At 69.6% G+C, this 12859-nt stretch carries 12 protein-coding genes; 6 read left to right on the forward strand and 6 right to left on the reverse strand.

Annotated features, from left to right (window positions below):
- Positions 1 to 58 precede the first annotated feature (58 nt).
- From G4G00_RS15405 to G4G00_RS15425, 5 genes are all read right to left on the reverse strand, one after another.
- A complete protein-coding gene (locus tag G4G00_RS15405) occupies positions 59 to 988 on the reverse strand; it encodes an RDD family protein (protein WP_108750314.1) in 930 nt (309 codons plus the stop codon).
- A gap of 47 nt (positions 989 to 1035) precedes the next feature.
- Entirely contained in the window at positions 1036 to 1791 is a 756-nt protein-coding gene (locus G4G00_RS15410) for a GYF domain-containing protein (RefSeq protein ID WP_164274828.1), read from the reverse strand.
- Positions 1792 to 1831: 40 nt separating this feature from the next.
- Positions 1832 to 2305 carry a DUF494 family protein gene (locus tag G4G00_RS15415; RefSeq protein ID WP_108750316.1) on the reverse strand — a complete coding sequence of 158 codons (474 nt, stop codon included), beginning with the start codon at positions 2303 to 2305 and terminating at the stop codon, positions 1832 to 1834.
- 43 nt (positions 2306 to 2348) lie between these two features.
- The gene (gene dprA / locus G4G00_RS15420; RefSeq protein WP_164274831.1) at positions 2349 to 3470 is read right to left on the reverse strand and encodes a DNA-processing protein DprA; all 1122 of its coding nucleotides are present in this window, start codon (positions 3468 to 3470) and stop codon (positions 2349 to 2351) included.
- An 89-nt stretch (positions 3471 to 3559) separates the two neighbouring features.
- On the reverse strand, positions 3560 to 4687 hold the full coding sequence (locus G4G00_RS15425) for a LysM peptidoglycan-binding domain-containing protein (protein WP_108757277.1): 1128 nt from the start codon (positions 4685 to 4687) through the stop codon (positions 3560 to 3562).
- A 129-nt stretch (positions 4688 to 4816) separates the two neighbouring features.
- Between G4G00_RS15425 and def the strand changes: the two genes are divergently transcribed.
- The 5 genes from def to G4G00_RS15450 all read left to right on the forward strand — a co-directional run bounded on the left by def (position 4817) and on the right by G4G00_RS15450 (position 10852).
- Entirely contained in the window at positions 4817 to 5329 is a 513-nt protein-coding gene (gene def, locus G4G00_RS15430) for a peptide deformylase (RefSeq protein ID WP_108754282.1), read from the forward strand.
- 121 nt (positions 5330 to 5450) lie between these two features.
- Positions 5451 to 6374 (forward strand): methionyl-tRNA formyltransferase, encoded by a 924-nt coding sequence (gene fmt, locus G4G00_RS15435; RefSeq protein WP_108754281.1) that lies wholly within the window; start codon positions 5451 to 5453, stop codon positions 6372 to 6374.
- 3 nt (positions 6375 to 6377) lie between these two features.
- A complete protein-coding gene (gene rsmB / locus G4G00_RS15440) occupies positions 6378 to 7709 on the forward strand; it encodes a 16S rRNA (cytosine(967)-C(5))-methyltransferase RsmB (protein ID WP_108750321.1) in 1332 nt (443 codons plus the stop codon).
- 22 nt (positions 7710 to 7731) lie between these two features.
- Entirely contained in the window at positions 7732 to 9444 is a 1713-nt protein-coding gene (locus G4G00_RS15445; protein WP_108754280.1) for a glycosyltransferase family 39 protein, read from the forward strand.
- 232 nt (positions 9445 to 9676) lie between these two features.
- Positions 9677 to 10852 carry an O-antigen ligase family protein gene (locus G4G00_RS15450; RefSeq protein ID WP_164274874.1) on the forward strand — a complete coding sequence of 392 codons (1176 nt, stop codon included), beginning with the start codon at positions 9677 to 9679 and terminating at the stop codon, positions 10850 to 10852.
- 21 nt (positions 10853 to 10873) lie between these two features.
- On the opposite strand, the gene G4G00_RS15455 is transcribed toward G4G00_RS15450, so the two are convergent.
- On the reverse strand, positions 10874 to 11680 hold the full coding sequence (locus tag G4G00_RS15455) for a glycosyltransferase family 2 protein (protein WP_164274834.1): 807 nt from the start codon (positions 11678 to 11680) through the stop codon (positions 10874 to 10876).
- On the opposite strand from G4G00_RS15455, the gene G4G00_RS15460 reads away from it, so the two are divergent.
- Entirely contained in the window at positions 11679 to 12737 is a 1059-nt protein-coding gene (locus G4G00_RS15460; protein ID WP_164274837.1) for a CDP-glycerol glycerophosphotransferase family protein, read from the forward strand. The two genes, G4G00_RS15455 and G4G00_RS15460, sit on opposite strands and share 2 nt — an antisense overlap.
- Positions 12738 to 12859 lie beyond the last annotated feature (122 nt).

Raw genomic sequence — 12859 nt, forward strand, 5'->3', positions numbered from 1 at the left:
CGGTGTCAAGCAGCACGGCGTGATGACCGTTGCCTGCAGGCCGCCCGGGCAGGGCCGGTCAGCCAGCCATCTTGGCGATCATGCCAATGGCGAAGATCATCACCGCAAAGCCGGCCAGCATCAGCAGGCCGCCGATCACCAGCACCACCACGGTCACCGTGCCCAGCTCGTGGCGCTGCAGGTGCGGCTGGTCGCTGAAGGCCCAGCGGTCCACCACCACGGTGTCGCAGATCAGGTCGTGCAGGGCCTGCTTGCGGTCGGTGAAGGCGGCCATCAGGTAGCCGATCATCAGGGTCAGGCTGCTGAGGATGGTGGCGAAGTAGCGGCCGATACTGCGGCCCAGGGTCAGGCGTTCGCCGTTGCCGCGTACCACCTTGATGCCGATGGCCATCTTGCCCAGGGTGGCGCCGCCGCGCGAAGCGTGGAACCAGCCGTAGTAGGCCAGGGAAATGACCAGGCCGGCCAGGCCGCTGACCAGCTGCGCGGTCACTTCGGCCGCCGTGCCGCCGCTGCCGGCCGCGCCCATGCCGGCGCCGATGCCCACGCCGAGGATCGCGCCGACGATCCAGCTGGGGATCAGCAGCACGAAGTAGTCGATCAGGTAGGCGGCAAAGCGCTTCCAGAAGCCGGCATAGACGATTTCGCCGCCCTGTACGGGCTGGCTGTAGTCGCCACCGCCCGCGCCGGGGGCGGCATAGGGCGAGCTGCTGAGCACGCCGGTGCCGGGCAGCGGCGCGGTGCCGTTGTCGATGGCCGCGTAGTCGCTACGCAGGTCGAAACCGCCACTGGCGGTGGCCGTACTGGCGTCTGCCAGGGTCTGCAGGCCCAGCTCGTCCACCACCTGGCGCAGGGCGGCCCATTGGCCCATGCCCTCGCGCCAGACCAGGGTGTCCAGGGTCAGCTGGCCGCGCTGGAAGCGCTGGCGGATCTCGGCTACCGGCAGCGGCCCCTGCCGCTGCTGTCCTTCTGCGTAGTACCACTCGGTCATTGCATGTCCCCTGTTGGGTCGTCCTTGGTTGTGGAGGCCTGTGCCGTTCAGCCGCGGCAGGCGACGGGCAGGTACTTGTCGTCGCTTTCGCCGCTGCATTCCCAACGGCCGCTGTCGCGGTCGTATTCCTGCCACAGCAGATCGCCGTCGATGGTCTTGCCCGGCACCGACAACGTGGCTTCAATGCCGCAGTGGCCATTGTTGAAGCGGCCGATATGCACGGCCGACAGGCCCTGCGCGGCGAAATCGCCTGCGCCCGGGAAGCCGGCATCATTGGCGCCGGGGCAGCGGCCCTCGTCATCGGCGAAGTGCTGTACCTGGTCCTTCAGCGGCTGCAGTGCGGTGATCGCACCGGCCACCTTGGCCTTGAGCGTGTAGTCGTTGTAGGCCGGCAGTGCGATCGCGGCCAGGATGGCGCAGATCGGCACCAGGATCAGCAGCAGGCCGCCGCCGATGATGGCGGTGATGGCGCAGCCGGAAAGGCCCTTCTTCGGCGGCGGTGCGGCCATGGCCGGGGCGGCCGCGTAGGGCGTGGCCGGTGGCAGGGTAGGCGGCAGTGGGACTTCGGGCGGTGCTGGCGGTGCCGGCGGCGGCGGCGGTTCGACCGATGCCGGTGCATCCATCGCCGGCACGATCAGGCCCAGCTCATCGACCACGCTGCGCAGCGGCTGCCATTGCGGCAAGCCGTCGCGCCACACCAGGGTGTCCAGGTTGATCTGGTTGCTGCGGAACAGCGCGATCAACTGTTCCGCAGGCAACGGGCCTTGCTGGCGATTGCCTTCTGCATGGAACCACTCACTCACGGGGGACGCTCCTGAATGCGCACGGCCCCCAAGTGTACGGTCAGTGCAGCGGTTCTGGCTCGTCCACGAACATCTGGGTTTCCATCCAGGCGTAGGCCGCCTCGGCGCCGGGCTGGTTGAACAGCACCATCAGCACCACCCATTTCAGGTCATCCAGGTCCAGTTCGTCCTGGTCCAGGGCCATGGCACGGTCCAGCACCAGCTCGCGCTGGTCGGCATCGAGGATGCCGTGCTGTTCCAGATAAAGCAGGAAACCGCGACATTCCACGTCCAGTTTGTCCAGCTCGGGGCCGTGGTAGATGCGCACGGGGCCATCGACCCGGGCCTGCGCCACGCTGGGCCGCTGGGCGGCCAACGCGTCGAGCCAGTCGAACGCCTTGTTGATCTCGGTAGGGCTGAAACCGGCCTGTATCAGGCCATTCTGCAGCGAGTCGCGATCACGGATCAGGTCAGCATCTTCGCTGAAATAGTGTTCAAACAGGTACAGCAGTACGTCCAGGATGCTCTCTTTCATTGCCCCTCGGCCTGCGTCGGGCGACGCTGTGGAGGTGAAGAAACTAGGGAGTTCGACAGTAGCGGCCGTGTACGCACACCACGATTCCCGCCAGTTCCATGGCCAGCAGCATGGAGGACACCTCCGGCGCCGTCAATCCACAGCGCGTGATCAATGAATCCATACTGATTGGGTCGTGGTCCAGCGCGCGCCACAAGGTCTGGTAGTTGCGGTCACCGGCCCAGTGCGCCGGCAAGGCTGTCGAGACTGCCTGTTCAGTGGGGGCCGCCAGCCGGCTTTGCAAGTCCGGCAGTTGCCGGCGCAGGGCCGGGGCCAGCAGCTCCAGCACCTCCTCGGGGCGCTCGACCAGGGCGGCGCCGTCGCGGATCAGCCGGTGGCAGCCGGTCGCGCGCGGGTTCAGCACCGAACCGGGCACCGCGCAGACCTCCCGCCCGGCCTCGGCCGCCAGCCGCGCGGTGATCAGCGCCCCGGAGCGTTGCGCCGCCTCGACCACCACCGTGGCCAGGGCCAGCCCGGCCACCAGCCGGTTGCGCGCCGGGAACTGCCCGGGCCGGGCCGGCATGCCGGGGGGGTATTCGCTCAGGACCACGCCTTCGGCGGCAATGCGGGCCTGCAGCCGGGCGTTGCCGGGCGGATAGGCCAGGTCCGGCCCGGTGGCGATCACCGCCACGGTGCAGCCGCCGGCGTCCAGCGCCGCGGTGTGGGCGGCCGCGTCGATGCCCGCCGCCAGGCCGCTGCTGACAGCCAGCCCGGCTTCGGCGAAACAGCGGGCGAACCGCGCGGCCAGTGCGCGCCCGCCGGGCGTGGGCGAGCGGCTGCCGACCACCGCCACCGAAGGCCGCCAGGCCAGGCTGGGGTCACCGGCCACGAACAGCGCCAGCGGCGGGTTCGGCAGATCCTGCAGCAACGGCGGCAGGGCCGCGTCGGTGCAGGCCAGCAGTTGGTGGTCGGGCGCCTGCAGCCAGTGCTGGGCGGTGGCCAGCGAACGCGCATCCGGGCCCTGCAGCGCGGCGCACTGGGCCGGCGTGCAGCCATGGGCGCGCCAGCCGGCAACGCCCAGCGCCAGTGCGGCACGGGCGGTTCCGGCGCTGCGCAGCAACGCGCGGCGCGGTGCCAGCGGCCCTTCGGCCAGCACCAGGGTCAACAACGCGAGGGTTTCATCCATCGGCCGACTATCGGCCACATACAGCAACGGCGCCCTAGGGCGCCGTCGCATGTGCGTGTCAGGGGATGCCGGGCGTGCCCGGCACGCCCTTACTTCGCGTCCGGGTGCAGTGCGCTGTAGCCGACCTTCACCGGCTTCACGCCCTGCATCACCAGCGCATAGCTGACGTTGTCGAAGGTGCGGAACACCATGGCATGGGCGGCGTACTCGTCCGGCAGGGTGACCCGGCCAGCGCCGGTGCTGCGCGAATCGTCCATGCGCGAGGAGGTCGGGTACTTCATGCGGTGGGCCACGTGGCTGCCCTGGCGCCACAGCGAGAACACCGTGCCGTTGTCCACGCCCTGTGCCTTGCCGGCGGAAATGGCGATGACATCGCGCGGGCCGCCGGCATCGAACATGTCGGTGACCGCCAGCACGCGCACGTCCACGCCTTCCACGCTGGCCGCCGGCACATGCGGGAAGAACTGCAGGTCGTACGGCTGCGCTTCCACCGGCACCAGGCGGTCGCCGGCACGCACTTCGCGGCCGTTGGCGTTGCTGTCCAGCACCAGGGTGGAGGCTTCGGTCTTCTCGCCGGCCACCTGAGTGATGGTGCCCAGGCCAACCTGGGCCAGTTCGTAGCCCAGCACGCCGCGGCGGTGGTTGGGCGCGTTGAAGGCCTTCCACAGGTTGCCGCTGCCCGGGGTCACGTCGCCGTTGGCGGTCAGGTCCTCGGTGGGCTTGGGCTGGGCGTAGCGCACGGTCGGGCGGACCACGGCCCAGCGCTGGCCCGGCTGGGCGTCGGCCAGACGGACATAGGCGGTCTGGCCGCCGGTGGCACGCAGGCGGTTGTCTTCCAGGCCGACCACGTAGGGCAGGCCCTCAATGCTGTCCACCACGCTGAGCTGCTTCAGGAACGGCTCGACCTGGGCCAGCGGTACGCCGGTCACGGGCGCTTCCTGGCGCGGGCCGGGCTTGGCCGTCACGCGGTCCAGGTAGGCCAGGCTGAGCACGTCACCCGGATAGATCAGGTGCGGGTTGGCGATCTGCGGATTGGCTTGCCAGATCTCGGGCCAGAGCCAGGGCTTCTGCAGGAATTTGCCTGCAATGTCCCACAGCGTGTCCCCTTTGCGGACCACATAGGTGTCCGGGTGCCCGCCATTCACTTCAACGGCGGTAGCATAGGCAGCCACGGTCAGCATCGCCGCGGCGACGACCGTACGAAAACGAAGCAACATAGGTGCGAAGCCCTGATTCCCCAACAGGTTGGCGCACTATAGTCCAGAAACCGGGGCGCAAGGCAAGCGTTGCAGATAGAATCTGCGACGTATGCCGGCGTTGCCCCGGCCCCCAACCCGGAAACTGCCATGGCTCTGCTCCCCATTCTTGAGTTCCCCGACCCGCGCCTGCGCACCAAGGCGGCCTTGATCGAGGCCACCGAGGTCACCACGCCGGCCTTCCAGGAACTGATCGACAACATGTTCCAGACCATGTACGAAGCCCCCGGCATCGGCCTGGCCGCCAGCCAGGTGGACGTGCACAAGCGCTTCATGGTCATCGACGTGAGCGAAGAGAAGAACGAACCGCGGGTGTTCATCAACCCGGAAATCGTCGCCAAGGACGGGGGCCAGGTGTACCAGGAAGGCTGCCTGTCGGTGCCGGGCATCTTCGCCGACGTCACCCGTGCCGACTCCATCACCGTGAAGTTCCTGGACCGCCAGGGCCAGCCGCAGGAGCTGACCACCGACGGCCTGCTGGCGGTCTGCGTGCAGCACGAGATGGACCACCTGGACGGCAAGCTGTTCATCGACTATCTGTCGCCGCTGAAGCGCGAGATGGTGCGCAAGAAGCTGGCCAAGCAGCGCAAGCACGTGGCGTGATCGCCACGCCGGGCCGGCCGCTGCGCCGGCCCGCGCCTGCGCACTGCGCGCGGGCCGCACGGCGCCGGATATGGGCGCCGTTCTTTTTTCTGCATGAAATCATCCTGCAAGTGGGGTCGCCATGAGGATTGTCTTTGCCGGTACGCCGGAATTCGCAGTGTCGTCGCTGCGCGCCGCTGCCCGCCACCATGAAGTCGTGGCGGTCTACACCCAGCCGGACCGCCCGGCCGGCCGCGGCCGCGGCCTGGCACCGTCGCCGGTGAAGCTGGAAGCGGTGGCCCGTGGCATTCCGGTGTACCAGCCGGAAACCCTGAAGGATGAGGCGGCCCAGCAGCAGCTGCGCGATCTGCAGCCGGACCTGATGGTGGTGGTGGCCTATGGCCTGATCCTGCCCAAGGCGGTGCTGACCATTCCGACGCACGGCTGCTGGAACGTGCATGCCTCGCTGCTGCCGCGCTGGCGCGGCGCCGCGCCGATCCAGCGCGCGATCCAGGCCGGCGATGCCAGCACCGGCGTGTGCCTGATGCAGATGGAAGCCGGCCTGGATACCGGCCCGGTGCTGCTGCACCAGGAACTGCCGATCACCGCCACCGATACCGGCGGCCAGCTGCACGACAAGCTGGCCGAACTGGGCGCACAGGTGCTGTCCGACGGTCTGGGCCTGCTGCGTGCCGGCATCAAGCCGGTGGCGCGGCCGCAGCCGGAACAGGGCGTGACCTACGCGCACAAGCTGGACAAGGCCGAGGCCAAGCTGGACTGGGCGCAGCCGGCCGACGTGCTGGCGCGTACCGTGCGGGCCTTCAACCCGTGGCCGATTGCCGAGGCCACGCTGGCCGGCGAGCGCGTGCGCATCCACGGCGCGGTGGCGCTGGACCTGGCCCATGGCCAGGCCCCAGGCACCGTACTGGCGGCGGGCCGTGAAGGCATCGACATCGCCTGCGGCCAGGGCGCGCTGCGCCTGCGCGTGCTGCAGCGCGAGGGCGGCAAGGCGATCACCGCCGCCGATTACCTCAACGCGCGCCGCGATCTGCGCGCAGGGGTGTAACGGGTGGGCAAGCAGAACGATTTTTCGGTGGCCAAGGCCGCCCCGGGCGCGGCCACCCGCATGCTGGCGGCGCGGGTGTTGGCCCAGGTGTTCACCCGCGGCCGTTCGCTGAAGGCCGAGCTGGCCTGGGCGCTGCCCAAGCTGGCCGACACCCGCGACCGCGCCCTGCTGGAAGCCCTGTGCTTTGCCGTGCTGCGCCGTCGCAGCACCTACGATGCCGCGCTGCAGGGCTGGATGCAGAAGCCGCTGTCGGCACGCGATGCCGACCTGCGCACGCTGCTGATGGTGGGCTTTGCCCAGCTGGACGTGCTGGAACTGCCGGCCCATGCCGCACTGTCGGCCACGGTGGACGCCGCGCGCGCACTGGGCCGCGAGCGCCAGGCCGGGCTGGTCAACGCCATCCTGCGCCGTGCCCAGCGCGAGGGCTTCCCGCAGCAGCCGGCCCGCGATGCGTTCCCGGACTGGCTGGCCCAGGCCATCGAGCGCGACTGGCCGGAACAGGCCGGCGCCATCTTCGATGCCAGCCTGCAGCCGGCGCCGCTGTGGCTGCGCGCCAACCGCCAGCAGGGCGGGCGTGACAAGGCACTGGCCGCGCTGGCCGAGGCCGGCATTGCCGCCGAACCCAGCGCCCTGTGCAGTGATGCCCTGCGCCTGGCCGCGCCGGTGCCGGTGAACCAGCTGCCGGGGTTTGCCGACGGTGCGCTGTCGGTGCAGGACCTGTCGGCGCAATGCGCCGCCGACGCACTGGCGCCGCCGCCGGGGGCACGGGTGCTCGACGCCTGCGCGGCGCCGGGTGGCAAGTCCGCCCACCTGCTGGAACGCGACCCCAGCCTGCGCCTGCTGGCGCTGGACATCGATGCCCGGCGCCTGGCGCGCGCGCGCGATACCTACGCCCGCACGGGGGTAGGCGAGGGCGCGCAGACCCAGGTGGCCGACGCCAGCGATACCGCCGCCTGGTGGGATGGCACGCTGTTCGACGCCATCCTGTTGGATGCCCCGTGCTCGGCCACCGGTGTGATCCGCCGCCAGCCGGACGTGATGTTCCACCGCCGGGCCGAGGACATCGAGGCGCTGGTGGGGGTGCAGGCCCGTCTGCTGGAAGCCTGCTGGTCGATGCTGCGCCCCGGCGGCGTGCTGCTGTACGCCACCTGCTCGATCCTTCGGGCCGAGAACGTGGACCAGGTGCGGGCCTTCCTGAAGTGGCATCCGGACGCGCAGGCCGCGCCGCTGGGTGACGCTTTCGGGCTGGATTGTGAGGGCATCGCCCGCCAGCGACTGCCCGGCAGCGATGATGCTGACGGATTTTTCTACGCGCGTCTGCTAAAAACAGCCTGACCTTTTCAACCGCCGAGTTCCCATGCTGAAAACCCGCGCATCACGCGAGACGTGGCTGTTCGTAGTGATGGCCCTGCTGGTGCTGGGCGCCGGCCTGGGCCTGCGCGACCCGTGGCCTTCGGACGAACCGCGCTTTGCCCTGGTGGCCAAGCAGATGGTGGAAAGCGGCGACTGGCTGTTCCCGCACCGGGGCCTGGAGCTGTATTCGGACAAGCCGCCCATGCTGATGTGGTGGCAGGCCACCCTGTACAGCGTGATCGGCAACTGGCGGGTGGCATTCCTGCTGCCCTCGCTGATCGCCGCGCTGGGCACGCTGTGGTGCGTGGTCGATCTGGGCCGCCGGCTGTGGACGCGGCGCGTGGGCCTGTACGCCGGCTGGGCACTGCTGTTCGCGCTGCAGTTCACCTTCCAGTCGAAGAAGGCGCAGATTGATCCCCTGGTGGTGCTGTTCATCACCCTGGCCAACTACGGCCTGCTGCGCCACCTGCTGCTGGGCCCGGCCTGGCGCTGGTGGTGGCTGGGCTGGTTCTTCGCCGGCATCGGGGTGATCACCAAGGGCGTGGGGGTGATCGCCCTGCTGATGATCGTGCCGGCGGCCATCGCCTCGGCGCTGCACTGGCCGCGGGTGCGCCTGCATGTGCGCGATGTGCGGTTCTGGCTGGCGCCGCTGGCGTTCCTGCTTGCGGTGGCGTTGTGGCTGCTGCCGATGGTGCTGACCGCGCTGGCCACGAAGTCGGGCGAGTATCAGGCGTACATGAACGACATTCTGTTCCGGCAGACGGCCAAGCGTTACGCGCAGTCCTGGGACCACCATCAGCCCTGGTGGTACTTCCTGGGCACCATGCCATCGATGTGGATCCCGGCGTTCCTGCTGGTGCCGTGGGCCATTCCGGCGTGGCGCCGGCGCCTGCAGCGGCGCGATGCGCGGTACCTGCTGCTGCTGGGCTGGTGGGCGCTGATCGTGCTGTTCTTCTCCATCCCCAACGGCAAGCGCGATGTCTACATCCTGCCGTCGCTGCCGATGTTCTGCCTGGCGCTGGCGCCGCTGCTGCCCGGGCTGCTGCGCCGGCGCGACGTGCAGTGGCTGCTGGGCGCTTTCACCCTGCTGCTGGCCGTGGCCACCCTGGGCGGCGGCCTGGCCGCGCTGATGGGCGAGCCCGGTTTCGAAGTGCGCCTGCAGCAGGCGCGCGGCATGGCGCCGGGGGTGATGGACCAGTTGGCCTGGGCCGCACTGGCCATGGGCGGCTGGGCCGTGGCCAGCCTGCTGCTGTTCGGGCGCCGCCGCTGGCACATGGCGCTGGTTTCCACGCTCACCGTGATCTGGGTGCTGTACAGCCTGGTCGGCTACCCGCTGTTGAACGACTCCAGTTCGGCGCGGGGGCTGATGCAGGCCGCCGGCCAGCGCATCGGCCCGAAGGCCGAGCTGGGCCTGGTGGCGTGGAAGGAACAGAACCTGCTGATGGCCGACCGCCCGGCGGCGACGTTCGGCTTCAAGGTGCACTGGGATGAACAGCTGGTGGCCGGCGTGCGCTGGCAGCAGTTGGCGCCGGAACGACGCTGGCTGCTGGTGCTGGAAGACGCCCTGCTGCCCTGCATCGACCGCAACCAGGCCGAATTGGCCGGTATCGCCAACCGCCGGCGTTGGTGGTTGGTGCCGGCATCGGCCGTGCAGGGGCGCTGTGTGTCCAATGCCGCCGAGCGCGAACGTGAACGGCAGATGCAGGATGATGAGTAAGCGTTCGCAGTCTGCTTTGTCCAGACTGCCCAGCAGGCTGCAAACACAGTAAAAGATACGGGCGGGGGTGGCCTGGCCACGCCTCTGGAATTTCCGCAGGAACGCAGTGATCGCTCTGAACGTGGCAGCTTCACCAGACAACAAGGATGCGCGGGCCGGCACCGTGCTGGCGGCTCCCTCCGGGGGGCGCCACGGCGTGGCCCATTGGCTGGCCCAGGTCGGTCTGTTCTGCATGCCGGCGCTGGTGCTCACCCTGCCCAGCAACCTGCTGGGCTATGGCGTGCTGCTGCTGGTCAGCACCCTGCTGGCGCCGGAACTGCTGTGGCGGGCCCGGCGCATCGAACCGACCACGCTGAAGGTGATGACTGCGCTGATGCTGGCGGTGGTGGCGCTGGGCGTGTTCTCGATCCTGTTGTTCCAGCAGGGCCTGCGCGATGTCGACAACCGTTCGCGCTTCCTGGTCATTCCCTGGCTGGTGCTGTGGGTGTGTGCACTGCGGCCGGACATGCGCTGGCTGTGGCGCGGCGCCCTGGCCGGATTGCTGGGCACCTTCGTGCTGGCCCTGGTGCAGGTGCTGCAGGGCGCGCCCCGCGCCGAGCTGTCCACCAATGCCATCGTGCTGGCCGATATCGTGGCCATGCTGATGGTGCTGCTGGTGTTCTGCCGCCCCTCACGGCGCTGGTCGCTGGTGATCGTGGGCATGGCGGCCGGCTGCGGCACCATCGTGCTGACCGGCAGCCGCGGGGTGTTTGCCGCGCTGCTGGCGCTGCTGGTGGTGCTGGCACTGAGCCTGCGCTGGCGTACCGGCGTGGCGCGCCTGTCGGTGCTGGGGGTGATGCTGGCGCTGGGCGCCACGCTGATGCTGTCGGTACCCGAACTGCGCCATCAGCTGCGCCTGACCGAACTGCACAGTGACGTGCAGCGGCTGGAGCAGGGCGATGCCGATTCGTCGGCCGGTGCCCGCGTGGAGCGCCTGCAGGTGGCCTGGGAAACCTTCAAGGACCACCCGTTCACCGGGGTGGGCATCGGCCAGTTCGATACCGCCATGCAGCGCCTGCCGGTCTGCCGCACCGATCCGGGCGAACTGCGCTGCCACCTGGGCCATGCCCATAACGACCTGGCCGAGTGGACCGCGACCCAGGGGCTGCCGGGCCTGTTGCTGCTGCTGGCGGTGTACGGCGTGCCGCTGTGGGTGTTCGTGCGCCTGCACCGGCGCAGTGGCCGCGCCACGTTCCGCGGGCCGGCGGCGGCCGGCATCATGATCGTAGTCGCCTACGTGCTGTGCGGGCTGACCCAGTCGATGTTCGCCCACCAGATGACGGCCAGCTTCTACGTGACCATCGTCGGCCTGCTGGCCGGCCTTTCCATGGTGGAAGGCGCGCGGCACCGGGCGGCCATCGGACGGTAGCGCCGGGCCACGCCCGGCGGGTCAATCGGTCGGCGGGTCGGCTACGGCCTGGCCGTTGCCCAGCATCCACAGCATGATGGTCTTCTGCCGCACGTAGTTGGCGCGCACGTAAGCGTAGACCAGGCCATGCCAGCCATCGCGGAAGCCGCCGCGGAACACGAAGCCCCGCCAGAACCGCCAGGCCGGCGCCAGCACCAGCTTGCCCAGGGTGGCCCGCTTGCCGCGCGCGAACTCGTGCTCGGCCATCATCCGCGCGTACTTTTCGGTCTTGGCCAGCTGCTGCTGCAGGGACCGGTACGGGTAATGGATCAGATCGCCGCGCAGGGTGCCCACGCTGCCATCCACGCTGGCCGCTTCGTGGATCTCACGCTTGCCGCGCCAGCCACCGTGGCGGCGGTCGAACAGACGCAGCACCCGGTCCGGGTAGGCATTGCCGTGGCGCAGGAACTTGCCGAAGTACTCGGACAGGCGGGCGAAGCGGTAGCCGGCGTGGCCGCTGAAGCCACCGTCGCGGGCGGTTTCGATGGCCGCGCGCAGCTCCGCGCTGATGCGCTCGTCGGCGTCCAGGCACAGCACCCAGTCGTGCTGCGCCTGCGCCACGCAGAAGGCCTTCTGGCTGCGGAAGCCGTCGAACGGCCGCTGCAGCACGCGGGCCCCCGCGGCTTCGGCGATGGCCACGGTGGCATCGGTCGAATACGAGTCCACCACCACGATCTCATCGCAGAAGGCCAGCGAGGCCAGGCAGTCGCCGATGCGGCCGGCCTCGTTGAACGCGATAATGCACGCCGAGATGCGAGGCCGTTCGATGGGAGCGGTCGTGGAGGACATGATGGCCGGGTACCTGTTGTTTGCGACGGAGCGCTATGCGCTGCCTATTCTCGCCCCGTTGGCGCAGGCGTTGCACGCCTCGGGCCAGCAGGTCAGTGCCTGGTTCGAGGGGGGCGCCGCTGGCAGCCAGCTTCCCGGGGTGCCCACGGTCGGCCTGAAGCAGGCCCTGGCGCTGCGCCCGCGCGCGGTGTTCAGCGCGGCCAACTGGGTGCCGACCTTCCTGTCCGGGGCCAAGGTGCAGCTGTTCCATGGCTTCAACGTGGAAAAGCGCGACAGTGCGCGCGGCCACTTCCGGGTGCGCGGCATGTTCGATCTGTACTGCACCCAGGGCCCGGCCACCACCGCACCGTTCCGGCAGATTGCCGAACAGCAGGGGCATTTCGCGGTGGCCGAAACCGGCTGGCCGAAGCTGGACCCGTTGTTCCGCGACGATGGCGGTGAAAGCGCGGCGCTGCGGGCGCCGGCGGACGGACGCCCGGTGGTGTTGTTTGGTTCCACCTTCACCGAGCGCCTGAGTGCGGCCCCGCACCTGCATGCGCAGATCGCGGCCGACATCGCCGCCGGGGATCGCTACTGGCTGCTGACCCTGCACCCCAAGTGCCCGCCGGAACTGTTCGAGCAGTACCGTGCGCTGGCCGGTGCCAATGCGCGCTTCATCGAGCCCGAGCAGGTGATGGCCGCGCAGCGTGCCGCCGACGTGCTGGTGTCGGACACCTCGTCGATCGTTTCGGAGTTCATCGTGCAGCACAAGCCGGTGGTGACCTTCCGCAACCGGGTGCCGAAGCCGCACATGATCGACTTCGATGCGCCCGAACAGCTGCCGGCCATGCTGCAGCGCGCGCTGCATCCCGATGCGGCGCTGACGGCGGAAATCGTGCGCTATGCCGATGCCATCCACCCGTACCGCGATGGCCGTTCCAGCGAGCGGGTGATCGCCGCCACCGAGGATTTCCTGGCCGGCGAGATGGGTGCGCTGCGGCGCAAGCCGTTCGGCACCTGGCTGCGCGATCTGCAGATCCGCAAGGACCTGGGCTACTGGGGCCCGGCGCAGCGCTGACAGGGGGCGGTCGGCGGCACCTGTCGGCACCCCGCGAATACTCCGCACCGGTCGGCTGGGTAGAGTCGACCGTTGGTCGACTGCTCTTCATGAATTGCGCGAAACCCCCGCGCTGCGCGCGA

It is taken from the genome of Stenotrophomonas sp. B1-1 (assembly GCF_010894375.1).
Lineage (GTDB): Bacteria > Pseudomonadota > Gammaproteobacteria > Xanthomonadales > Xanthomonadaceae > Stenotrophomonas.